This window comes from Methylobacterium sp. 2A, from assembly GCF_009806555.1.
In the GTDB taxonomy this organism is placed as follows: domain Bacteria; phylum Pseudomonadota; class Alphaproteobacteria; order Rhizobiales; family Beijerinckiaceae; genus Methylobacterium.
Window position 1 is genome coordinate 177,015 of sequence record NZ_VUOK01000013.1, and the last position, 23,728, is coordinate 200,742.

Consider the following 23,728-nt stretch of genomic DNA (forward strand, 5'->3'; position numbering starts at 1 on the left):
CCGGAGACAACGATGACCCGTCGCGCCGACCCGATACCCGCGGCCGCCGCCCGCCGACCGAGCGCCCCGCGCGCACGGCCCGCGGATCCCGTGCCCCATCCCCTGTGATCCCCGGACGGGCCTGACCGACGCGCGGCGGCCCGCAGGAGGCCGCCGTGACCAAGAGCACCAACCTTAAGAGAAACCCGGAATTCGCCGACCTCGACGAGTTCCTGGGCGGCACCGGCGACCTGCGCCAAGCCGCCGAGGAACTCACCGGCACGCGGGTCAGCACCATCATCGCGATGGCGGCGCTGCAGGACCTGCTCACCACGCGGCAGCTCGAACGCCTCGAACGCAGGTCGGGCATCGCGCTGGTGGTGCGGGTGCCCGGCCCGGAATGGTGCGACCCGATGGAGCGCGCCCTGAACCAATCGGCCTCGTTCGGCTGGATCTGCAACAGGAGCGGCGGGTCGCGGTCCCAGGACAAGGCCACTGTCGGGAACGACAAGATCTCCGACCAGCTCACCCACGGCCTCAACGTGGCCGGGGTTTCCCAGGACCCGCCGAGGTACCTTCCCTCCGCCCTCGTCACGGGGGCCGACATCACCCTGGAGGTCGGAGCCCCGAGCGACCGCGTCCTGCGCACCGCCATCGCCCTCGTCACCGGCAAGGAGTGCCGGCGCGTGCCGGCCGGTGTCGCCGCCGGGCTGACCCTCGACGAGATCGCGGTCGCCATCCGCCGCGGCAGCACCCCGGCCCAGTGCCGCAAGCGTCTCCTCGCCACCGTCCGCGCGAAGGCGGCGCCCAACACCGACCTCGCCGACGTGCCGTTGATCTCGGAGCTCAGGGGCTACGAGGGCGAGGCGATGGACTGGGCCATGGCCCTCAAGCGCCAAGTCGACGACTGGAGGGCCGGCAAGATCGAGCGCTTCGACCAGATCGCCGACCGCGCGGTCTGCTTCGCCTCCGCCCCGGGGTTGGGCAAGACCACGCTGGCGCGGTCGGTCGCAAAGACCCTGGGGCTGCCGATTTTAGAGACCTCAGTCGCCGCCTGGTTCGCTACCCCCGGCGCCGGCCACCTCGGCGACATCGTCCAACAGGCCGAGGCCGTGTGGCAGCAGGCCGCTGCCTTCGGAAGCCCAATTTTGATCCTCCTAGATGAGCTTGACGGTCTCCCGGCCCGTTCCACAGTTTCGAGCAAGAATAGAGATTTTTGGACGCCGCTGGTTCACTCGGTTTTGCTGGCTCTCGACGGTTCTGGCTCCGGAAAGACGAAGAACTGCATCATCATTGGAGCGACCAATTTCCCCGAACATCTGGACGAGGCCCTAATTCGCCCCGGCCGGCTGAACCGCGTCATCACCATCCAGCCGCCATCGCCGACGGCGCTCGCCGGCATCCTGAGGCAGCACCTCGGCCACGACCTGGAGGGCGTCGACCTCTTGCCGCTCGCCACCCTCGCCGTCGGTGCAACCGGGGCCCAGGCCGCCGGCTGGGTCCGGTCCGCCCGCGCGGCCGCCAGGGGGGAGGATCGCCCGATGCGCCTGCCCGACCTCCTGGGCCTCATCTCCGAACCCGACGGGCGCACGCCGGAGGAGCGCATCGCGGTCGCCCGCCACGAGGCTTCGCACGCAGCCGCACTTTTCAAGCTCGGCGTGGCCGAGATTACGTTCGTTTCGGTGGTCCCGCACGGGCGCTTCGCCGGCCGCACCAGCTCACGGCTCCTGCAGCCCGAGACACGCACCCGGGCACAGGTCGAGGCCCACGTCGTCGCCATCCTTGCCGGCCGTGCCGCCGACGAGACCTGGGGGGCGCCCACCACCGGCTCGGGCGGGAGCGCCACATCCGACGTCGGGCTGGCGACCGCCATGGTCGCCGCCCTGCACGGCGCCTGGTGCCTCGGCAACAGCCTCGTCCACCGGGCCGCCACGCCCGAGCAGGCGGTCGCACTCGCGCGCACCGACCCGGCCTTCCGCGACACCTGCGAGACGGAGCTGACCCGCCTCTACGCCCGCGCCCTCGGGTTCGTGCGGGAGAACGCCGACGTCATCGACCGACTCGCCCGCCGAATCGTCGACTGCGGCATCGTCGATGGTCGCGAGGTCAGCGCCATCATCGACGGCCGAAAGCCCCTCCGCGGGGCCAACCTCTCCCGGGAGGAACGCACACGGTAATCCCGGAGGAGCCAGCGCGGCCGCAGACGTCATCCACAGCCATATACGCCGTCGACCGAGCGGCCAGGGCGACGTTAAGCATTCATCAGCCTGGGCGGCGGCATCCTTACGCCATCGCCCATTACCCGCCCCGGCCAGCCCCTGGCCCCTACCGGAGGAGGAAAGCATGCCCGGCATGACCGCACGCCTTCCTCGGTCCGGCGGCGCCCGCAAAACGGCGATAGCCTCGCGTCCGAGATAATCCGGAGCCCTTGGGCGACCGGACCGGCAGGAGTAGCCCGGGACCACGGCCGTACGAGGTCATCACCCGGGACCATCCACGCGCCGGTCGCCCGTGCCTACGCCTCTCTGTCGGTGTCGACCATCCAAGTCGTTCCCGAATCCGGACCGCTTTCGGCCGACCTGGTCGAGCGTCCGGGGGCAGCCTCGCCCGGCCTCGTAGCCGCGGGCTCCAAGGTCCCCGTCTGCCCACCCCCTAGGAGGACGTCCGCCATGCCTAAGAACCCGATCATACGCGCGTCAGCCCGGCGCCCCGCCGCCTGCGGCGGGACCATACGCGCCTGCCATCCGCCACACCGCCAAGATGTCCGCCGGTCGCGCTCCTGCGCGACGGGCCCCCCGACCATGGGAGGCCGCCCTGACGAACGCACCCTTCTTCCAGCACAGCGACAGCAGGTTCGACCTCGACACGGCGCTGCTCGACATCCGCACCGCCGCGAAGATCGACGTCGGCGTGCGGGGCGGACCGGTCCGCCTGATCATCAACGGCCGGCACCACAAGCCCGTCGGTCGCTACGCCAGCCGCAAGGCGCGCCGCTCGCTTCCATGGGAAGCCTTGGCCGAACTGGCTTACCTCTGGGTCTGCGAGGCCGATGCCGACGTCGTCTCCTACCTGAGCCAGCCGCATCGGCTCACCATCCGGCTGCCCGGGGGCAAGAGCGCCGTCTACTACCCGGACGTGCGCCGGGACCTCGCGGATGGCGGCGTCGAGATCGTCGAGATCAAGAAGCGCGAGGAGGACGCCCGCCGCACCCCGGATTACGCGCTGAAGCTCGAACTCGCCCGCCTCGTCTACGAGGGGCTGGGCTGGACCTACCTCATCCTCTCCGAGGCCGACCTGAAGGACAGGCGCGAGCTCCGGACCGCCGAAGCCATCCAGCGCAACCGCACCGCCAGGGTGACCGGCCAGGAACGGCATCGCCTCGCCGAAGCCGTTTACCGGGCCGGAGGCTCGCTCCCGTTCGCCGAGGCCGCGGAGGCGCTCGGCGGCGGCTCCCGCGGGCGCGCCAAGCTCCATGCCGCCATCGTGCTGCGTGTCGTCTCCATCGACCTGACGCGACCGCTCAACCGCGGCGCCCCCGTGCGCCTGGTCTCCCCGGCGGCGCGCGCCGCCGTCACGCGCTGAGAGGGGAGGCGGCCGGCATGACGCTCAAGAGCAAGCACACCCTCTTCGAGGAATGGGATTTCCCCGACGGGCGCTACGTGCTGACGAAGCACCTCGCGGACGACCGCCTCCTGTTCAGGAGCCTCGCCCTGTCCAGGGAGGAGATCCTCTCCCAGGAGCAGCTCGAAGCGATGCTCTGCGCCGGGGAGGCGACACGCATTCGCCGCAGCCTCGACCGGACGGGCCGGCCGAACCGTTACGACCAAGCCGACGAGGTCGGGCCGGACGGGGCCTCCGACGAGGCCCGGGCGCGCCGCTTCTACACCAGGAAGTTCGATCAACAGGCATGCTCGCTGAGCGCGAAGGCCCTGTCGGCCTTCGTCGAGGACCACGCGGCCGAGGCCGCTCGGCGGGGCATCGTCTGGAAGCCGAGCTCGTCGGCGCTCTACCGCGCCATCACCGAGCGCGGCGTCACGGACAACCGCCCCCTCAAGGTGATGGAGAGCCAGTCCGGGAAGGGGAAGCGCAACCGCTGGCCTCCGGCGGTCGCGGAGATCTTGGAGCGTGCGGTCGGCTGGTACTACTCGCTCTGGACACGCGACAAGGGCGACGCCTACGCTTGGCTGCGCGCCTTCGTCCTGCGCACCAACCGGCTCGGCAGGGCGCGGTACGGCACGACGTGGAGGGACCTCCCGACCCCGAGCTACGAGACCCTGCGCGTACGCATCAACGAGGCCGAGTGCGAGGAGACGCTCGCGGCCAAGTTCAACGGGCAGGTCGGCAGGCGGCGGTTCCGCGGCGTGAGGCCCACCATCCAGGCCAAGGCAATCCTCGACTTTGTCCTCATCGACTCGACCGTCGTGGACGGCTGGTGCGTGCTCGATGACCAGCTTGACGACCTGATCCCGGCCGGTCGTCCCACGCTGACCTTCGCGATGGACCTCTATTCGCGCACCGTGCTCGCGGCCGTGCTCACCTATGAACCCCCGTCGATCTACACGATCATGAGCTGTGTCCAGCTCGTGACCACGCCGAAGCTCGACCTCATGAGGCAATGGCCGGAGTTCGCCGAGCTCTGGCGGGACAAGCACGGCAAGCCGGACAGCATCATCGTCGACAACGCCTTGGAGCAGATCGGCGTGTCGTTCCAGGACGCCTGCGAAGATGCAAGCATCAACGTGCTTTGGGCGCCCGTGAAGAACCCGGAATACAAGGCTCCGATTGAGAGGCTCTTCGGGACGTTCAACAAGAAGCTGTTCCACAAGCTGGCGGGAGGCGTTCCGCTGCCGCCGCACATGATGAAGCAGATGGGCTTCGATCCGGCCCGGGACGCCACCACGACGCGGACGATGCTGGAAGGCTTGGTCTACCAGACCCTCCGGGACAGCTACCAGTACGAGGTGCATGCCGGCATCGAGGCGGCTCCCGAGACGCTCTGGCGCCGCGGCCTCGCGCAGGGCCGCGAGACCATCGACGACGTGAATTTCCTGGCTTCCGCGTTTGGCGCGGTGGACACGGCCATGCTGACCCGCGAGGGCATCACCTTTGAGGGGATGCGCTTCCACGACCCGGTTACCACCTCGAAGCTCCTTGAGGACCTGGCCCACCTCACGCCGCATCGCAAGCGGCGGAAGGGCGGCGCCACCGCGACTGTTAAGATCAAGTACAACCCGGCGGACGTCAGCCGGATCTCGGTCTGGAACCCCGAGGCCAAGCCCAGGAAGAAGTACGAGATCCTCCCCAACCTGGACGTCCGCTATGTCCGGGGCGGCTTAGGCATGTGGCACCACAAGCAGTTGAAGGACTGGGCGAAGGCCGAGGACCTGCCGTTCTCGACCGACGACGAGCGCTGGGCGGCCCGCCACCGTCTCCGGGCGAGCATCGAGGCTGCCGCGCCTAGCGCCAAGTTCGCAGCGATGCGGCGGAAGCGCCGGCTCCTCGAAGCGCCCAAGCCCGTCCTCGCCGGCGACCTCGTCAGGCACGGCACCGTCGTGCCCGGGGCTCTGGCCGCGAAGCCAGCCGACATCCCCACGGTCCCGCTCGCGTTCGAGCGTGAGGGCGACGGCATCCCCGAGAAGGGCCCCCGCCGGGGCGGCAAGAAGGCGATGAGGACCGCCGCGGAGACCCGCAAGCGCAAGGAGGCGGAAAGGGAGGCGCAGGCATCATCCCAGGTGAGCAAGGCCACGAAGGCGAGGCCGGACGTTTCCGGGTTCGCCTTGGACGATGCCGACGCCTACGCCCAGGACTTCGAGCGGCGGATGGCGGAACGCAACCGCAAGAAGGACTGAACGAGTCCGATGTCGATTGCCGACCAGATCGCCCACGCCAGGCTGGAGTTCCGGAAGTTCCGGCTTCCGAACTCGCGGGTCGTCCGCGTCCGGGACCAGCTGGAGGTCCTCCGCAAGGTCGGGTCGAAGTCCCGTGACGAGTGGGAGGCGAAGGGCAGGCGCGGCCCCCGTATCCCGCAGAAGTACCTGCCGATCATCGGTCCGTCGGGCTCGGGGAAGAGCACCTGCATCAAGACCTATGTCGAGGAGGTTCTTCAGGAAGGGGAACCCGACGACCAGGTCCATTCCGTGGTGCATGTCACCCTATCCGCCCAAGCGAACACCCGGTCGCTCGGCTCGGACATCCTGGAGGAATACGGCGACCCGGAGTTCGACCAGGGCAACGCACGGGCGCTGCTCAGGCGAGCCAGTAACGCGATGGAGACCGCCAGGACCGACATCGTCGTATTGGACGAGCTCCACCACCTCATCAACAACGACAGGGGCGGAACCACGGCCTGGAGCGTCGCGGAGACGATCAAGCGGATGCTCATCCGCGGCGCATGCCCGCTCGTGCTCGTCGGAATCGAGAAGGCCATGCCCCTGCTGGTGAAGAACGAGCAGATCTCGGAGCGCGCCTACGCGCCACTCCTCATCAAGCCGCTAGACGCCAAGTACGATGACGACCGCAAGGAATTCCTCGACCATTGCGCGGGCTTCGACATGAAGCTGGTCGAGCACGGCATCTTCGAGGAGCGGTCCGGCCTGCTGGTCGGCGACATCCCCGCCAACATGTTCGACGTTAGCGACGGCGTTATCGGGACGGCCTCGAACGTCTTCGAGGTGGCGACCGTCTTCGCCATCGAACGCGGCGCGCGGCGCATCGAGTACGAGGACCTCGACAGGGCCGTCGACGAGTGGGCCATCGAACTCGGCAAGACCGACCACAACCCGTTCAAGCACGGTGCACGCACGCTGCGTAAGAGAGATCGGGCGAAGTAAGCGCCGAAGTTCTGGCCGACCGCGACCTCGCGTTCCATCGCATGACGGTCCCCGGCAAGCGGTGGCGCCGCCTGCAGCCGCTCATGTTCGGACCTGATCCAGCACCGGTCACGGGCGAGAGCCTGTTGGGGCTGATCGCACGCACAGCGGCAAGGAACGGCTACACCTCGGTGCTCAAGGTGGTCCGGCTCGCGGACATCGGGAAGGTGCTGCCGAACAGCGTCCCGGCCCAAATCTCGGACGAGGACGCGACGCGCCTCGCATATGTCCTCAGGGTGCCGCCCGCAGAGGTCTTCTCGCGCCTCCACCGAGCCGGCACCTTGCCTGACCGCGATGGGGACTTCATCGACTTCTTCGGGGTGACCATCAGGGCCCAGTATCGCGAGAAGCGCTACCGGAGGGTCTCGCCCCTGGCGCTGAGGCGGTCGGCGCACCACCGCGCCGTCCATGACTTGGCGCCGTTCTCGTTCTGCCCGGAGACGATGGAGACCTTGATCGACAGGTGTCCGGTCTGCCGCAGGCATCTCGCTTGGTTCGCGACCAGGGGCATCGCCTTCTGCGACAGGTGCCGCGACGCGGACGAGGGGCCGCTTGTCGATCTGCGCGACCATCCGCAGCCGCTGATCGAAGTGGAGGACGAGGCCGGGCTCCGGCTCCTGACCGACCTCGTCGACCCGGAGCCGTCCCGCCGGACGAGGGCGGCGTCGAACGTTGACCTGGCCCTTCGCGGAGCGGCTCCGGGGGACCTGTTCGAGCTTGCCATCGTGATCGCGCGGGCCGTCGAGACGCCATCGCGTATGGTCGCCGAGCAGATCCGCCGCATGCGTGGGCCGGACGACTGCGCGTTCCTGACCCCCCACCTGCTCTCGGTCATGGGGCGTACCCTGATGGATTGGCAGGATGGCATCGGGCGCCTCTGCGAGCAGGCGCGTGCGAAGGCCCGCGAGCGACCACAGCTCTTCGGGACATTCAAGGAGATCGGCCATCTCCGCAACGTGGCCTGGGGCCTATCGTTGACGCCCGGCCTCAGCGAGGCGGTCCGGCAGGCCATCGCGGAGGACATGAGGCGCACGGCGGCCCACCACTCCCCGTTGCGGAAGCGCGCACACCGGCACCGGGATGACCTCGTCGACACGATGGAGGCCGCCCGCATCCTCGGCGTCAAGCATGCCAACATGCCGAGGCTTGCTGCCAAGGGCGTGGTGAAGGCCATCGGCATCGAGGGCGCGGACAGGTCCCTGACCCTCTACGAGCGGGCAGAGGTCGAGGCCATCGCCGAGGTCAAGCGGGACATGACCGAGGCGACCAAGGCCGCCCGCGCGGTCGGCTTGCCCGTCGAGGCGTTTCAGGCGTTGGTGGATGCCGGCCTGATCGTGCGGGCGGAAGGGCCCGCCCTCCTGCTCGGCAAGGGGCACCTCTACATCCGGCAGTCCTCGCTCGACGCCCTGGTCACATCCATCCTCGACTGCGTGTCGGCCGATGGGCCGGCGGCAGGGGCGCGGCGGATTTTCTCCGTGCTGAATGAGCTTCCGCCCGGCGACAAGCCATGGCTTCGGATCGTGCAAGCCTTGGCGTCGGGCGAGCTCGCCGCATCGGGCGAGGGCGAGTGTCGCATCACCCGCCTTTTCGTCGACGAAGGCCAACTGAGGGCCATCATCGTCCCGGAGAACCTTCGGGCCGCGGCGGCGAGGATGACGGCGTCACGCTCTCCTACCGCGAGGTTGCCCCGCTGATCGGCATGCCGGCGCCGAACGTTACCTGGCTGGTCGCAGCCGGTTTGCTCGGGAACGGGGCGACCGGTGACAGGTGCATCACCAAGGGCGACGTCAGGGTCTTCAACGAGACCTACGCCAGCACCGCCGAGGTTGCGCGGGCGCTCGGCGTCAGCGCGCGAGCCTTGAAGCCATTTCTATCCGAGAGGGGAATCGAACCCGCTGCGTCCCTCCATAACGGGAACCGCTACGTCTGGAGGCGAGCCGAGGTGTTCAAGGGCTGAGGCCGGCTACACCCTGGCGCTTGATGGCCTCTGCTCGGCTCAGCTCGGTTGGATCGTGCGGAAATTGGACGCGAGCTAATCGAAGACGCGACCGTTCAAGGCCTGCGCGGCCAACGAGCCGGGCGCGCGCCCGGGGAGGCGATTGCCGCTAAGGCTCTCGATGTCGAAGTAGCGGTGCCCCATCATCCCTCCGGGCGTCCGCTTCCGAAAGTCCGTCGGGGTGAAGGCATCGACCGCGTAGTATCGGTGGCGGGCAGCCTCGACGCCGGGGTAGTATGCCTGTGCTGCCTCGACGACGTTCCTGATGGCTTGCCGCCGCGCGTCGTCGAGCGAGCCGGTCTCCGGTTCGTCGAAGGCCATCTCGCCCTTGTCGTCCTGCACGGCCGCCACGGCGGCGACGATCCGGCCGACGTGGCTGACCTGCCGGTCGTGATAGAGGCCCAGGAACGCCGCGCGCTGCCACTTCGGGTTCCGGTCCACGGGCTCGTAGTAGACGCCGTGCGCAAGGTTGTCCTGCCAGGACGTGCCCGTCAGCATTGCCACCAGGAACTGATCTTCCCTAGGCACCAGCCCTTGGGAGAAGACGAAGTCGGTGAACTCCTGGACGACCTCCCGGAGAGCGAGGTCGGTCACGGGAAGCTGACCGACCTGCTCGACGAGATCGCCGAAACTCGCCGGCACGACCTTGATGCCATGTTCCCGAGCCATCTCCATGACCTCGTCGGGGATGGCGCCCCTCTGCCCGGCGGTCAGGGACACGAGGTAGGTGCCCTTCCGACCGGGCAGGCGGTCCACGATGGTCCGGCAGTGCCGCCGCAACTGTTCCGGGTCGGCCGCCGAGCCCAGCTTCGTCTCGACGAAGACAGCGAGCGGCTCCTGGAGGATGAGCCCGTCCGGCACGCTGTGGGCGCCGGCGACCTGCTGCGAGAAGCGGGGCCCGACCGTCACCTCGTCGGAGCATAGCGCCTGCAGCAGCCCCTCAAGGAGCTTCGGCGAGGCGTTGTAGAGCATGCGCAGCATGACCATCACGTGGTTCGTCACCACGTTCTCGGCCTGGTGGTAGCGCGGGAACCGCGTCACGTCCGTCATGCCGCCCCCTGATCAAAGATTGTATATATCCTAAGCCATTGCCCGCCCGAATCTTTCAATAGCTTCATCGAGAATGCGTTGCGTTCCAACCCAATCGTCCTTATCCGTTTCAACCGGAGTTAATAACGCAGACTCGTCTACAAGTGATAGCCTCCCTTTTGATAGCAACTTTAAGCGCTGTTGTGCATTTCTTAGATAATATCTGAAGGACCAATTACGGGCATTTTTGTCAGTAACGTATAAAACAGTATTGTCAGATATTAAGCTTACGAGGAATTTTCTGATGTCTGACAATTCGTCAGAATATTCGTCAGTAACGTCACTTAGAAAAACAGCTCTCCAAAGGGAAAAGGCTACCCCAGTTAGCTCGTGGGCCGCCTCTTGAAGCTCAACATTACCATTGAGCTTCTTATCGCCATTAAAAATAATTTCGTAAAGTTTCAGTGTGCTATTTTGATTTGCAGACCTACCCTCCACAAGCCATGAAAAGTGTTCGGGGCTGATGTTGGCTGTTCTATCGGACATGTTCGGCCTTGGGCTCAATCAGGCATTTCGCTAAAGCCAACATCGGTCAGGCGCAGAGAGCCATTTTCCGTTTCTTCAATCCAATTTTGGCTGACTGCATACTCAAGTCCTTGCTGAATATCCTCCATGTGAAGGCGTCGACGCGCCGCGACAGCGACAAAATTGTTTGCTCGCAGAACATGGCCAGGCCGGCTATTGAAGTGAGCATAAATTTCAAGAATGAGCCTGCCATTCTCGTCAGGGGTCGGAAGCTTGGCCATGGCGTCTCCTAATTCATTCGCATGCCGCACAGCCTGAAAGGTTGTCACGGAGCGGCAATTTTCCAAGCTGCAGTGCACCAATTGCAGCCAACTCATCCATTCAGCAACGCTTCGGCGTTGCGCACAGCCAGTGAGGAGTTCTGCGCCATATATCTGTAGCCGCAGACAGGCTGCTTCGCCCTTATCCTGAATTTAGAGGGCGGCGCGAAGCGGCTGCCAGGGCCGGTACGCTGTGGGCCCCGGCTACCTGTTGCGAGAAGCGGGGACCGAGCGTCGCCTCGTCGGCGCACAGCGCTTGTAGCGGCCCCTCAAGGAGCTTTGGCGGGGCCTTGTAGAGCATGCGCAGCATGACCATGACGTGGTTCGTAACCACGTTCTCAGCCTGGTGGTATCGCGGGAACCGCGTCACGTCCGCCATGTCAGTCCCCAATCGCCGCAACATAGGGCGAGCTAGGCGTCGCTGCCTGCATCGCCACCGCACACATTCGGGTTCGAACGTGAGGCACGGGGCGAGCCCAGCCTTTGAGCGGCTGTTCGGACGGCCTGAGGCTCCAGCGGTGTTTTGCGGATCGGGGTTGGTACCGAGCTGCGGTTTCGCCCTTATTCTGTAAGCGAAGGCAGGCTGCTTCGCCCTTATCATGTAGCCCTCGGCGCGCCGCTTCCCTGTTATCCGGCAGTCAAATCGCTGGTCGGCCGGGAGCGTGATGCGCTGCAGAGAAGGGGGCAGGGTTGGCGGCTGCGAAGCCGTCGTCGAGAGCGTTCCGGATCGCGCGGTGAGCTCTTGCAAGTGTGGACGTTCGTGAGAGGGGCGCTACCGCACGGACCGGAAGGGAACCGGTCTCTCGTTGAGACTGCACGCTGGGCCACCCATCCGGTGCTTCGCTCTTATCCTGTACACGCTGGGCGGATCGCTTCGCCGTTATCCTGAAAGATGGCCCGGCATGAGCACCGACACCGGCAGGTGCATGCTCGTCCATGAGGTCGATTTCAGCCTGTTTCGCCGTTAAGGTGGAAATCAGCGGTTCGAACCGCCCTTATCCGGGAAACTGTTTCGGCCTTACCCGGGACACCGAGGGAAAATCGATCCGCCCTTAGTCGGTCCCGACAGACCCGATCCTCCCGGCCGCCGGGCGCACCGAACAGCCGCCGCACTTCGTTTCATCTTGCGATTGCCCGCAGGGGCCTCGATCGTGGAGAGAACAGGCGAGCAAAGCTATCCTGATCCGACAGGCGCTGCTCACGTCCGCGCACAGGCATCCGCCGGAGGCTGCGACCCATGGATTTCACCATCTCGCCCCGCGTCGAGGATTTTCGCGCGCGGATCGCGGCCTTCGTCGAGGCGCATGTCATCCCGCTCGAATCCGACCCGTCGGCCTATGACGGCCACGGCAACATCGCCCTGTCGGAGCTGGCCCGCCTGCGCGGCCTCGCGCGGGAGCAGGGGCTCTGGTGCCTGCAGCTGAAGCCCGAGACCGGCGGCGCCGGGCTCGACAAGGTCGGCATGGCGGTCTGCTACGAGGCGATGAACCGCTCGATCTTCGGGCCGGTCGTGTTCAATTCCGCCGCCCCCGACGACGGCAACATGATGGTGCTGGAGAAGGTCGCCACCCCGGCGCAGAAGGAACGCTGGCTGGCGCCGATCGTGCGCGGCGAGGTCCGCTCGGCCTTCGCCATGACCGAGCCGCATCCCGGCGGCGGCTCCGATCCCGGCATGATCCAGACCCGGGCCGAGCGGCGGGGCGACACCTACGTGGTCACCGGCCGCAAATGGTACATCACCGGCGCGGAGGAGGCCGCACACTTCATCCTGATGGCCCGCACCTCGGACGATGCGCGCAGGGGCCTGACCGCCTTCCTGTTCCACAGGGACCAGCCCGGCTGGGAGATCCTGCGGCGCATCCCGATCATGGGGCCGGAGGAGCATGGCGGGCATTGCGAATTGCTGTTCGACGGGCTCGAAATCCCGGCCGAGAACGTCCTGATGAACGAGGGCGATGGCCTCAAGCTCACGCAGATCCGCCTCGGTCCGGCGCGGCTGACCCACTGCATGCGCTGGCTCGGCCTGTCGAAGCGCTGCGTCGAGATCGCCCGGGCCTACGCGGCGGAGCGCCACGGCTTCGGCATCCGGCTCGCCGACCGGGAGAGCATCCAGCTCATGCTCGGCGACCTCGCCATGCGGATCCAGATCGGCCGCCTGCTGGTCATGAAGGCCGCCTGGGCCCTCGACCAGGGGAGCTTCGCCCGCAAGGAGGTGTCGATGGCGAAGGTCCACGTCGCCAACCTGCTGCACGCGGCCGCCGACGTCGCGATCCAGATCAACGGCGCCCGGGGCTACTCCACCGACACGCCGCTCGAATGGATCTACCGCTACGCCAGGCAGGCGCGGCTGGTGGACGGGGCCGACGAGGTCCACAAGATGGTGCTCAACCGCAACCTCGAGGCCGAGGGCGACGCCTTCTGGTCCTGGCCGGTCAAAGCGTGAGACGGAGAGCGTGACGATGACCGATGTCGTGATCACAGGCGCGGTGCGGACCGCGATCGGCACCTTCGGCGGCGCGCTCGCCGGAACGCCGCCCTCGACGCTGGGGGCGCTCTGCGTGGCGGAGGCGCTCAAGCGCGCCGGCACGGCGCCGGAGCGCGTCGGCCACGTGGTGTTCGGCCACGTGATCCCGACCGAGCCGCGGGACGCCTACATCGCCCGCGTCGCCGCGATCGAGGGCGGGGTGCCCAAGGAGGTGCCGGCGATGACCGTCAACCGGCTCTGTGGCAGCGGCCTGCAGGCGCTCGTCTCGGCGGCGCAATCCATCCTGCTCGGCGACGCGGAGATCGCGGTCGCCGGCGGCGCCGAGAACATGAGCCGGTCGCCGCATATCCTGACGACCGGCCGCACCGGCCAGCGCATGGGCGATGCCACCCTGGTCGATTACATGATCGGCGTGCTGAGCGACCCGTTCGGCCACGGCCATATGGGCGTCACCGCCGAGAACGTCGCGGAGCGCTACGGCGTCTCCCGCGATCAGCAGGATGCCTTCGCGGCCGAGAGCCAGGCGCGTGCCGCCCGGGCGATCCGCGAAGGGCGGTTCCGCGAGCAGATCCTGCCCGTCCCGGTCCAGCGCAAGCGCGAGACGGTGGCGTTCGACACCGACGAGCATCCGAAGGCGACCAGCGTCGAGGATCTGGCCAAGCTGCGCCCGGCCTTCTCCAAGACCGGCAGCGTCACCGCCGGCAACGCCTCGGGCCTGAACGACGGCGCCGCCGCCCTCGTCCTGTCGAGCGCGGCCGAGGCCGAGCGTTCGGGGGCGAAGCCGCTCGCGCGGATCGTCGACTACGCCCATGCGGGCGTGGACCCGTCCGAGATGGGCATGGGTCCGGTGCCCGCGGTGCGCCGGCTGCTCGACCGGACGGGCCTGCGCGCCGGAGACTTCGACGTGATCGAATCGAATGAGGCCTTCGCGGCCCAGGCCTGCGCGGTCTCCCGCGCCCTCGACCTCGATCCCGCCCGCGTGAACCCGAATGGCGGCGCGATCGCGCTGGGCCATCCGATCGGCGCCTCTGGGGCAATCATCGCGGTGAAAACCCTCTACGAGTTGGCCCGCACCGGCGGCCGCTACGGGCTGGCGACCATGTGCATCGGCGGCGGCCAGGGCATCGCGGTGGCCTTCGAGCGGCTGCCTTGAGATGGAGGGCCTGTTCGACCTCACCGGCCAGCACGTGCTGGTCACCGGAGCCTCCAGCGGGCTCGGCCGCCACTTCGCCGGGACGCTGGCCAAGGCCGGGGCGCGGCTGAGCCTGTGCGCGCGGCGGGCGGACGCCCTCGCGGAGACCGTCGCGGGCGTGACGGATTCGGGCGGTCAGGCCCATGCCGTCGTCATGGACGTGACTGACCCGAGCAGCGTCGAGCGGGCGCTGGACGAGGCCGAACGCCGGTTCGGGCCGATCCAGGTCCTCGTCAACAATGCCGGCGTGACATCCACCAAGCCGGCCCTCGACCTCGCCGAGGCGGATTGGGATGCCGTCCTCGACACGAACCTGAAGGGCGTCTGGCTGGTGGCTCAGGCGACCGGGAAACGCATGGTCCAGAACGGCGCCGGCGGCAGCATCGTCAACATCGCGTCGATCTTGGGCTTGCGCGTGACGGGAGGGCTCGCGCCCTACGCCGCCTCGAAGGCCGGGGTGGTGCAACTCACCAAGAGCCTCGCGCTGGAATGGGCGCGCCACGGAATCCGGGTGAACGCCCTCGCTCCCGGCTACATCAAGACCGAACTCAACGACGCGTTCTTCGACTCCGAGCCCGGGAAGGCGCTGATCAAGCGCGTGCCGCAGCGCCGGCTCGGCGAGGCGGCCGAGCTCGACGGGCCGCTCCTGCTCCTCGCCTCCAGGGCCGGGGCCTACATGACCGGCAGCGTCGTCGCGGTCGACGGCGGCCATCTCGTCTCGGGTTTGTAGCGGATGGATCAGGAACGGCTGCGCGCCTGGATCGCCGCGCATCTCGAACGCCCGGATCTGGCGATCGAGGAGATCCGCCCGCTCGGCGGCGGGTCTATCCAGGAAAACCGCCTCGTCCGCTGCCGATTCGGGGACGAACAGCGCGGCTTCGTGCTGCGCATGGATGCCCCCGCCACGATCGCGTCGAGCCGGTCGCGCGCCGAGGAGTTCCGCATCCTGGAGGCCGTCTGGGCGGCGGGCGTGCGCGTGCCCGAGCCGGTGGGCTTCTGCGCCGATCCGGCCGTGATCGGCGCGCCCTTCGCGCTGATGGGGCTCGTCGGGGGGGTCGGCCTGGGGCCGCGCATCGCCAAGGACCTGACGCTGGGCGGCGACCGCGAGCGGCTGACCGAGGCGCTCGGCCGCGAACTCGCCCGGATCCACGCGGCCCTCGACCCGGAAGCGCTTCCGCCGCCGCTCGCCTTCCTGGGCGCGCCGGAACCGGATCCGGCGCGGGCCGAGATCGCGCGGCTGCGCGCCAGCCTCGACGGGATCGGCGCCCGGCGCCCGGCGATCGAATGGGGCCTGCGCTGGGGCGAGGTCCGCGCGCCCGAACCTGCGGCGCCAGCGCTCGTGCACCGGGATTTCCGGACCGGCAACTACATGGTCGATGAAACCGGCCTCACGGCCGTGCTGGACTGGGAATTCGCCGGCTGGGGCGATCCCGCGCAGGATCTCGGCTGGTTCTGCGCCGCGTGCTGGCGCTTCGGCCGGCCCGAGCTGGAGGCCGGCGGCATCGGCTCGCGCGCGGCCTTCTACCGGGGCTACGCGGAGGCGGGCGGGCGGGCCATCGATCCCGCGCGTGTCGCCCACTGGGAGGTGATGGCGCATCTGCGCTGGGCGGTGATCGCCCTGGAGCAGGGCGCACGCCACGTGTCCGGCCGCGAGTTCTCCCTGGAACTGGCCCTGACCGGCCGGATGGTGCCGGAGCTCGAACGGGCCATCCTGCGGGCGACATCCCCCGCGTCGTGGAGCTGAGCATGCAGGACGAACCCTCCGGCGCGGCCCTCCTCGATGCCGCGCGGCGCTCGCTGATTGAGGAGGTGGTGCCCGGTCTCACCGGCCGCCCGCGCTACGTCGCGCTGATGGTGGCCAACGCGATCGGCATCGCGGCGCGCGAGATCACCGAGGCTGATCGTCTGCGGGCCGTCGGCGCGGATGTCCTGGCCGGCGCGCCGGTCGAGGCCCTGGTCGCCGCGATCCGCGCCGGCGCCCGGGATGCCGATCCGGACCTGCACGCGGCCCTGGAGGCGGCTGCGGCTGTGGCTGCGCAGGTGTGGAAGCCGTCCTCCCGGGGCGGGTGATCATCGGCCGGATCCGCCGGAACCGGGCGTTCCAATCCTCGACCTCATCCTGAGACGCCGGAGCGCAGCGGAGGCCTCGAAGGAGGTCTCCTGGGATCGCGGCGGCCTCTGGAGCCCTCCTTCGCGGCCCGCTTCGCGGTCATCTCAGGATGAGGGGGTGGGCGATCGTGAGCTGTCCGTCACAACTCCCGCGCGCGATCCCGCAGCACGAACTTCTGGATCTTGCCCGTCGAGGTCTTGGGAAGCGTCCCGAACACCATGGTCTTCGGCACCTTGAAGCGCGCCATCCGCTCCCGGCAGAACGCGATCAGCTCCTGATCGGTCGGCGGCTCCGCGCCGGGCTTCACTTCCAGAAACGCGCACGGGCTCTCGCCCCAGGTCGGGTCGGGGCGGGCCACCACGGCGGCCAGCATCACCGCGGGGTGGCGCAGCAGAACCTCCTCCACCTCCAGGCTGGAGATGTTCTCGCCGCCCGAGATGATGATGTCCTTGGCCCGGTCCTTGACTTCGACGGACCCGTCCGGATGCCAGACCGCGAGGTCGCCGGTCCGGTACCAGCCTCCGGCGAGCGCCCGCTCGGTCGCGTCCGGGTTGTCGAGATAGCCCTTCATCACGGTGTTTCCCCGCAGGCAGATCTCCCCGACCGTGAGGCCGTCCCGCGGCACCGGCCGATCGGTCTCCGGATCGACCACCTGTGCGGCTTCGAGCGTCGCCAGCGGCACGCCCTGCCGGGCCATGCGGGCGTAGCGGTCCGCCTCGGAGAGCGCCGCCCAGTCCGGCTGCGCCAGGCAGACGGTGGCCGGCCCGTAGCTCTCGGTCGCGCCGTAGAGGTGGAGCACCTGGAAGCCCAGCTCCTCCATGGTGCGGATGATCGTCGAGGACGGCGCCGCCCCGCCGACCGCGCAGCGCACCCGCTGCGGGAAGGACACGCGGTCGGCGGCCGGCGCATGCGCGATCATCGAGAGCACGATCGGGGCGCCGCACAGATGCGTGACGCCGTGCTCCGCGATCAGCCGGAAGATCGCCGCCGGCTCGACCTTGCGCAGGCAGATCTGGGTCGCGCAGGCGGCGACGCAGGCCCAGGGGTACGACCAGCCGCTGCAATGGAACATCGGCAGCGTCCAGAGATACACGCTCTCGGCGGTCAGCCCGAAGGTGACGGCGTTGCCGAGCGCCTGCAGATAGGCCCCACGATGGCTGTAGACCGCGCCCTTCGGATCGCCGGTGGTGCCGGAGGTGTAGAGGAGGCAGAGCGATTGCCACTCATCCGCAGGGCCCGCCCAGGCCTGCGCGGGGTCGCCCGCGGCGAGCAGGGCCTCGTAGGGGACCGCATCGGTCAGTTCGGCATCGCCGATCGCCACCACCAGCAGGGGCCGCCCGAGTTCCGCGAGGGCCCGAGCCGCCAGGGCCGCGTACTCGGCCTCGACGATCAGCGCCCGGGCGCCCCCATGCGCCAGGGAGAAGGCGATCGTCGCCGGGTCGAGGCGGGTATTCAGCGGGTTGAGGACGGCACCGAGCATCGGCACGGCGAAGTGCGCCTCGATCATCTCGGGAACGTTCGGGGCCAGGATCGCCACGGTGTCGAGTGGACCGATCCCGTGCGCCGCGAGTCCGGAGGCGAGGCGGCGGCATCGCGCGTACAGATCGGCGTAGGTCAGGCGCCGGTCGCCGTCGATCACCGCGACCCGCGCCCCCACGGCGGCGGCGGCGCGCGCAAGCAGGCTCACCGGGGTCAGGGGGACGTAATTGGCCGGCGTCCGGTCGAGATTGCGCGCGAAGGGATGGCACCCCGCTTCGCGGGCCGGCGCGGGCTGCGGATGGAACTCCGTCATCGTTGTGCTTTCTGATCCGGCGGCGGGCGTGGCGTTCGCTCCGCCCGCGGATGATTTACCGTGGGACCCGGCTGTCAATCGCCGATGCGCGGACGGGGCGTGCCCCGGTTCGCTTCTGTCACGACCACGGTTGACGGCGCGCCGCCCCTGACGGATGCCCGTCACCTGGGCTTGGCCGATCCGGGCCGGGGAGGGACGGTGACCGTGGAGAACGACAACCAGCCGATGGTGCCCACGCAGGCGGGCCGGGCCCTGGCCGAGAGCGGCGTCACGCGGGCGCGGGACGCCTATGAACGCTTCGCGGAGGCCGGCGAGATGGCGCTCAACGCCTTCGAGTCATCGATGGCCCAGACCTTCGAGGGCTGGCGCTCCGTGATGGGCTCCAGCCGCGAGACTGCCCACCAGCTCTCCGAGAGCAACGTGGCCGGCGCCCGCAGGATGCGGGAGCAATGGGAGGCCGCCGGGGCGCGGCTCTACAACGCGTTCGAGGACAACGCCGCCCATATGCTGGGTGCGATGCGCGAGATCGGACACCGCATGCTCGTGGCGTCGGACTCGAACATGCGCGCCAACCTCGATTTCGCCGAGCGCGTGGCCAAGGCCGCGGATGCCCGCGAGGTCGCGGCCTTGAACGTGACCTTCCTTCAGGAGCAGGCGCGCCGGTTCACCGACCAGATGGTCGATCTCCACCAGACCACGAGCCGGCTCGCCCGCGAGGCTGCCGCGCGCACCGAAACGCCGTGACCCCCGATGCGACCGTCGGCGTGGCTGCCCTGACGGCATCGTTACCGCGGCTGGACGATCTCAGCCGGGCCGACGTGCCGTTCCGGACGGGTGACTTCCTCGCCTACGCGCCCCACGACTTCCACCGCATCGCCTATGTCGAATGGGGCGATCCGAACTCGCCGGACGTGGTGGTCTGCGTCCACGGGCTGAGCCGCCAGGGCCGGGATTTCGATCCGCTGGGCTATCTCCTGGCCAGGATGGGCTACCGCGTCGTCTGTCCGGATCTGCCGGGGCGCGGCCTGAGCGGCTGGCTCAAGGATCCGGAACTCTACGGCCTGCCGCAATACGCCGCCGACATGGCGGCGCTGATCGCGCATCTGCGGATCCCCGGGAAGATCGACTGGGTCGGCACGTCGCTGGGCGGGCTGACCGGAATGGTGCTCGCCGCCGCGGCCAACACGCCGATCCGCCGCATGGTGATCAACGATATCGGCCCGTTCCTGCCCTGGGCACCGATCCGCCATATCGGGTCGCGCCTGAGGGACGCGCCCCGGCTGCACCACAACCTCGCCTCGGGCGAGTCGCGCCTGCGCACCGTGCTCGGATCGTTCGGCCCGCTGACCGACGAACAGTGGCGGCACATCGCCAAGCACAGCTTCTTCCGGGAGCCGAACGGCGGCTGGCGGCCCCATTACGATCCCGGCATCGGCGACGCGTTCCGGCCCGGCCGGGTCTACAGCGTCAGCATGTGGCGCGACTGGGACGCGATCCGCTGTCCGGTCCTGCTGCTGCGCGGGGAGCACTCGGAGCTGCTGCTCGCCTCCACGGCCGATGAGATGACGCGCCGGGGGCCGCCGACCGAGCGCGTCGAAATACCGGATTGCGGGCACGCCCCAGCCCTCCTGGACGATCAACAACTCTCGATTGTAGCCCGCTGGCTGGGACCGCCGCCGCGCACGTGAACGCCACGCGCGTCGCCGGCAGGATGGCTGACATTGCGCGGGGCGATCCGCAGTCGATGTTCGACACGCCGTCGTGACGCAGCTCCGGATCCATCACGAGCGCAAATATTCCATATGCAGGTCTCACGTAGTTTCGGTGACATGAAATAACACCGTCGGCTCTTCTCTGCGGGTTCACACGCGGGCGACACTGAGGTCGGGTGACCATTTTTGGTATCTTAGATGTGGCGGCCGTGACCTTTCGTTGCACGCCGGGCTTGGCTGTGGCATCTACTACGCGCAGGCTAGAATCTGTGCCGCACAATCAGCAGCAATGGGTTGTAGCCGGCGGCTCGGGTTGCGGCCTCGCAGACCCGCCAACAGAGACGACGTTCGGACATCCAACATGGCCAAGCCAAGCCCCAAGCCAAAGCAGACCACGGCGATCGATCACGGCGTTGGCAGCCGCATCGCGTTCCTGCGTGCGGCGAACGGGCTGAGCCAATCGGCCCTGGCCAGCGCCCTGGGGGTAAGCTTCCAGCAGGTGCAGAAATACGAGACGGGCAAGAACCGCGTCGGAGCTGGCCGTCTGCAGGCGATCGCCGAGCGGCTCGGCGTGCCGGTGTCGAGCTTCTTCGAGCCCGAGCCCGAGAGCACGACCGAGAACGGTCCCTCTCTCCTGCGGGTGAGCGGAGCCGTCGAGCTTCTGCGCGCCTACAATCAGATCGCCGACGACCAGATGCGCCGGGACGTTCTGAGCCTCGTGAAGTCGGCTGCGCGCATCGGCCAGAGCCGTGCGGCCGCGGGTGCCGCTGCGGATCAGGGTTCGGCGCGCGACGCGGTGCCGAACGCCTGAGATCAGCCGACGCCCGCTGACGGTGCGGCCGAAGCGGGCAGCGACGCGTGGCTGCCGGAGCATCGGGGAGATGCGTTCACGTGCAGCCCACCGACATCATCAATCTGCTCTCCGACGTGCCGACCAGCGGGCTTGAGGAGGCGGTGTCCGTGCTGCTCACGGCACCGGGCTTGCGGGTGGAGCGCATCGTCTCGACCGGGCAGGCGAGCCCGCCGGGGTTTCTTTACGATCAGCCGCACGCCGAATGGGTTGCCGTGCTGGCGGGTTCGGCCGATCTGCGCTTCGCCGACGAGGCGGAACCCCGGCGCCTCGTCGCGGGCGACGCGCTCCTGATCGCACCTCACAGGCGCCACCGGGTCGAGCGAACGGACTCGCCGACCGTCTGGCTGGCGATCCATTTCGGCTCGGAAGTCACATCGTCCAGCGGGGGATGAGGCGGCCTCAGGCGTCGTAGCGCGCCAGGGTGATCGCCGTATCGCCGTAGGCGCGCCGCTCAAGTTCGGCGAAGCCCTCTGGCCAATCCAGATGTACGGTTTCGGCTTCCTCCACCACCACGAGGGCACCCGGAGCCAGCCAGGCGCCGCCGGCCGCGCTGGTCAAGGCGCGCGGTGCGAGATCGCGACCATAGGGTGGGTCACAGAAGACCAGCGAGAACTGGCCCGCCGTGCCGGCGGGGCCGAGCCGGGTGGCGTCGCGTCGGAACAGGCGCGTCACGCCTTCTGCGCCGAGGGCCTCGATGTTCGACCGGATCACGGCGCGGGCCTCCGTCCCGTCATCGACCAGGAGCGCGTAGGCTGCCCCCCGCGACAGGGCCTCGAAGCCGAGCGCACCGGTGCCGGCGAACAGATCGAGCACCCGGGCTCCCGACACGGCCTCGTCATAGGCATGCGTCAGGACGTTGAAGAGCGATTCGCGGAGCCGGTCCGAAGTCGGCCGGATGGAGTCGCTGCGCGGAGCCGAGAGCCGTCGGCCGCGCCAAGCGCCGCCGACGATCCTCATCGCGAACCACGGGGCGGGCGCCCGCCACCGGGCTTGCCCCCACCCTGGGCGCCGCCGGGGCGACCACCCCCGCCACCGGGTCCGCCCCGGCCGGGTCCCTTACCGGCGAAGCCGCCGCCTTTGCCGGCGAAGCCACCGCCCTTACCGGCGAAGCCGCCGCTCTTGCCGGCGAAGCCGCCGCCCTTGCCGCCGGGCCGCGCACCGCCTGCCTTCGCCCCGCCGAAGGCCGGCTTGCCGCCGCCCGACCCGCGGTCCTGTGCGCCGAAACCGGCCTTGCCGCGCGGCGCCCCCTGTCCCGGAGCCCCGTGGGAGGATCGCTCTCGCCCGGGATCCGCCTTGAAGGGCGGACGCGCGTCCCGCCGCGCATCGCCCCACCCGCCTTCGGCACCGCGGACCGCGGGCCGGCGCGGCCGCTCGTCCTGGGCATCCTGGCCGCGGGGGGCCGCCCGGTCGCCGCGCGGTGCCGAAGCGCGCTCATTCCCGAAACCCGCGGCGCGGCCCGGGCGGCCGGCCGCACCCCGCTGCCCGCCCGGCGCACCGTCGTCGGCGTAGCGGCGACGGGCCTTCACCGGCTGTTCGGCTTCGACCGGGCTGGCCGCGAGGCGTTCCACGACGACCCGGCGGTCCCCAGCAGCCCGGATCGAGCCGACCCGCTCGCGCCCGCGCTCGGCCGCGGCGGCCTGGGCGGCACGCGGATCGGCGCCACGGCGGGGGATGCGCGTTCCGTGGGGCTTGGCGGCTTCGTCGTCCCGCCACGCGGCCTTGCGCGGGCCCGGTCCGGAGCCGCCCGTCGCGACGCGCGGTGCGGGCGCGGGGCGCGCGGCGTTGCGCTTGGGCATCGCGCCGCTGATCTGCGCCGATTTCCCGCCGCGATCGACTGCCTTGGATCCGCCGAACGGTGTGATCGGCTCCCGCACCGGGCTGTCGAAATCCACCCCCGCCTGCTCGGCCAGCGACTTGCCCAGCTGGTCCTTCAGCACGCGGGTCCGGACCTCCTCCACGAGGCCGACTTCCAGATCGCCGAGCTGGAACGGCCCGAACGAGAGCCGGATCAGCCGGTTCACCGACAGCCCGAGATGCTCGAGGATGCGCTTGACCTCGCGGTTCTTGCCCTCGCGCAGGCCCAGCGTCAGCCACACGTTGTCGCCCTGGACCCGGTCCAGCGTCGCCTCCACGGGACCGTACTCCATCCCGTCGATGGTGACGCCCTTCGACAGCCGGTCGAGCTGCGCCTGATCGATATCGCCGTGCGCCCGGACGCGGTAGCGGCGGAGCCAGCCGGTCTCGGGATGGGCGATGACCTTGGCGAGGCCGCCGTCGTTGGTCAGGAGCAGCAGCCCCTCGGTGTTGATGTCGAGGCGGCCGACCGCGACGACCCGGGGCAGATCCTCGGGCAGGACCTCGAAGACCGTCTGGCGGCCCTCCGGATCGCGGGCCGTCGTCACGACGCCGCGCGGCTTGTGGAAGATCCACAGGCGGCTGCGCTCGCGCGACGGCATGGGCTCGCCGTCGATCAGGATCCGGTCGTCGTCGGTGACGTTGCGGGCCGGCGAGGTCAGCGTCTCGCCGTTGACGCTCACCCGGCCGGCCAGGATCATCGTCTCGGCCTCGCGCCGCGACGCGATCCCGGCCCGCGCCATCGCCTTGGCGATGCGCTCCCCGGGGGGCGTCGCCTCAGGGGCGGAACCGGCAGGCGGATCTTCGGCGGCCGGCGCCGTCGGCTCGGCGCGCGGCTTCGCCCGGGCGGGCTTCGGCGCCGCCTCCGCCGGATCGGCGATGCGATTGGCATCGGTTGCCGGGCTCCAGGGCCGCGCCGGTGAAGTGTCGGGGGCCGGGCGGTCGGGGACCTCCGGTGTATCGTCGTTCGGCGTGTCGCTCATGCCCGGCCCTTACCAGAGCCGAAACCGAC

Annotated in this window: 20 protein-coding genes; 14 read left to right on the forward strand and 6 right to left on the reverse strand. The window is 69.2% G+C overall.

The genetic code is table 11. The features are described from left to right. Nucleotides 1-155: 155 nt before the first annotated feature. From FVE89_RS31660 to FVE89_RS06980, 5 genes are all read left to right on the forward strand, one after another. Entirely contained in the window at nucleotides 156-2,156 is a 2,001-nt protein-coding gene (locus FVE89_RS31660; protein ID WP_160533307.1) for an AAA family ATPase, read from the forward strand. 583 nt (nucleotides 2,157-2,739) lie between these two features. After that, nucleotides 2,740-3,561 (forward strand): TnsA endonuclease N-terminal domain-containing protein, encoded by an 822-nt coding sequence (locus tag FVE89_RS06965; protein WP_160533308.1) that lies wholly within the window; start codon nucleotides 2,740-2,742, stop codon nucleotides 3,559-3,561. Between the two features lie 17 nt (nucleotides 3,562-3,578). Further along, nucleotides 3,579-5,828, forward strand: a complete 2,250-nt coding sequence (locus tag FVE89_RS06970) for a DDE-type integrase/transposase/recombinase (RefSeq protein WP_160533309.1) — start codon at nucleotides 3,579-3,581, stop codon at nucleotides 5,826-5,828. A 9-nt stretch (nucleotides 5,829-5,837) separates the two neighbouring features. Then, on the forward strand, nucleotides 5,838-6,809 hold the full coding sequence (locus FVE89_RS06975; protein WP_160533310.1) for an ATP-binding protein: 972 nt from the start codon (nucleotides 5,838-5,840) through the stop codon (nucleotides 6,807-6,809). Between the two features lie 41 nt (nucleotides 6,810-6,850). Further along, nucleotides 6,851-8,542 (forward strand): TniQ family protein, encoded by a 1,692-nt coding sequence (locus tag FVE89_RS06980; protein WP_160533311.1) that lies wholly within the window; start codon nucleotides 6,851-6,853, stop codon nucleotides 8,540-8,542. A gap of 338 nt (nucleotides 8,543-8,880) precedes the next feature. Here FVE89_RS06980 and FVE89_RS06990 read toward each other — a convergent pair whose 3' ends face one another. The 3 genes from FVE89_RS06990 to FVE89_RS07000 are packed head-to-tail and all read right to left on the reverse strand — an operon-like array spanning nucleotide 8,881 to nucleotide 10,679. Continuing rightward, the gene (locus tag FVE89_RS06990; protein WP_160533313.1) at nucleotides 8,881-9,894 is read right to left on the reverse strand and encodes a hypothetical protein; all 1,014 of its coding nucleotides are present in this window, start codon (nucleotides 9,892-9,894) and stop codon (nucleotides 8,881-8,883) included. A gap of 30 nt (nucleotides 9,895-9,924) precedes the next feature. Then, nucleotides 9,925-10,419, reverse strand: a complete 495-nt coding sequence (locus FVE89_RS06995) for a hypothetical protein (RefSeq protein WP_160533314.1) — start codon at nucleotides 10,417-10,419, stop codon at nucleotides 9,925-9,927. A gap of 14 nt (nucleotides 10,420-10,433) precedes the next feature. Beyond that, the gene (locus FVE89_RS07000; protein WP_160533315.1) at nucleotides 10,434-10,679 is read right to left on the reverse strand and encodes a hypothetical protein; all 246 of its coding nucleotides are present in this window, start codon (nucleotides 10,677-10,679) and stop codon (nucleotides 10,434-10,436) included. 1,276 nt (nucleotides 10,680-11,955) lie between these two features. Between FVE89_RS07000 and FVE89_RS07005 the strand changes: the two genes are divergently transcribed. From FVE89_RS07005 to FVE89_RS07025, 5 genes are read left to right on the forward strand one after another with little or no spacing between them, the layout of a single operon-like run. After that, nucleotides 11,956-13,161, forward strand: coding sequence for an acyl-CoA dehydrogenase family protein (locus FVE89_RS07005; RefSeq protein ID WP_160533316.1), 1,206 nt, complete (start codon nucleotides 11,956-11,958; stop codon nucleotides 13,159-13,161). A 16-nt stretch (nucleotides 13,162-13,177) separates the two neighbouring features. Next, nucleotides 13,178-14,356, forward strand: coding sequence for an acetyl-CoA C-acyltransferase family protein (locus FVE89_RS07010; RefSeq protein WP_160533317.1), 1,179 nt, complete (start codon nucleotides 13,178-13,180; stop codon nucleotides 14,354-14,356). A gap of 1 nt (nucleotide 14,357) precedes the next feature. After that, nucleotides 14,358-15,125 carry an SDR family NAD(P)-dependent oxidoreductase gene (locus FVE89_RS07015; RefSeq protein WP_160533318.1) on the forward strand — a complete coding sequence of 256 codons (768 nt, stop codon included), beginning with the start codon at nucleotides 14,358-14,360 and terminating at the stop codon, nucleotides 15,123-15,125. Nucleotides 15,126-15,128: 3 nt separating this feature from the next. Next, entirely contained in the window at nucleotides 15,129-16,139 is a 1,011-nt protein-coding gene (locus FVE89_RS07020) for a phosphotransferase family protein (RefSeq protein WP_160533319.1), read from the forward strand. A gap of 2 nt (nucleotides 16,140-16,141) precedes the next feature. Beyond that, complete coding sequence (locus FVE89_RS07025; protein ID WP_160533320.1) at nucleotides 16,142-16,465, forward strand: DUF6285 domain-containing protein; 324 nt, start codon at nucleotides 16,142-16,144, stop codon at nucleotides 16,463-16,465. Between the two features lie 179 nt (nucleotides 16,466-16,644). Here the strand turns inward: FVE89_RS07025 and FVE89_RS07030 are convergent, their stop codons facing one another. Beyond that, a complete protein-coding gene (locus FVE89_RS07030) occupies nucleotides 16,645-18,297 on the reverse strand; it encodes an AMP-binding protein (RefSeq protein WP_160533321.1) in 1,653 nt (550 codons plus the stop codon). A 198-nt stretch (nucleotides 18,298-18,495) separates the two neighbouring features. Between FVE89_RS07030 and FVE89_RS07035 the strand changes: the two genes are divergently transcribed. From FVE89_RS07035 to FVE89_RS07050, 4 genes are all read left to right on the forward strand, one after another. Continuing rightward, nucleotides 18,496-19,041 (forward strand): phasin family protein, encoded by a 546-nt coding sequence (locus FVE89_RS07035; RefSeq protein WP_342389625.1) that lies wholly within the window; start codon nucleotides 18,496-18,498, stop codon nucleotides 19,039-19,041. After that, on the forward strand, nucleotides 19,038-19,985 hold the full coding sequence (locus FVE89_RS07040; RefSeq protein ID WP_342389624.1) for an alpha/beta hydrolase: 948 nt from the start codon (nucleotides 19,038-19,040) through the stop codon (nucleotides 19,983-19,985). Before FVE89_RS07035 ends, FVE89_RS07040 begins: the two co-directional genes overlap by 4 nt. Before the next feature lie 385 nt (nucleotides 19,986-20,370). Then, entirely contained in the window at nucleotides 20,371-20,820 is a 450-nt protein-coding gene (locus FVE89_RS07045) for a helix-turn-helix transcriptional regulator (protein ID WP_160533322.1), read from the forward strand. Between the two features lie 95 nt (nucleotides 20,821-20,915). After that, a complete protein-coding gene (locus FVE89_RS07050) occupies nucleotides 20,916-21,254 on the forward strand; it encodes a cupin domain-containing protein (protein WP_160533375.1) in 339 nt (112 codons plus the stop codon). 7 nt (nucleotides 21,255-21,261) lie between these two features. On the opposite strand, the gene rsmD is transcribed toward FVE89_RS07050, so the two are convergent. Next, complete coding sequence (gene rsmD, locus FVE89_RS07055) at nucleotides 21,262-21,819, reverse strand: 16S rRNA (guanine(966)-N(2))-methyltransferase RsmD (RefSeq protein WP_160533323.1); 558 nt, start codon at nucleotides 21,817-21,819, stop codon at nucleotides 21,262-21,264. Further along, nucleotides 21,816-23,699, reverse strand: a complete 1,884-nt coding sequence (locus FVE89_RS07060; RefSeq protein WP_160533324.1) for a pseudouridine synthase — start codon at nucleotides 23,697-23,699, stop codon at nucleotides 21,816-21,818. The genes rsmD and FVE89_RS07060 overlap by 4 nt, the downstream gene beginning before the upstream one ends. Between the last annotated feature and the right edge of the window lie 29 nt (nucleotides 23,700-23,728).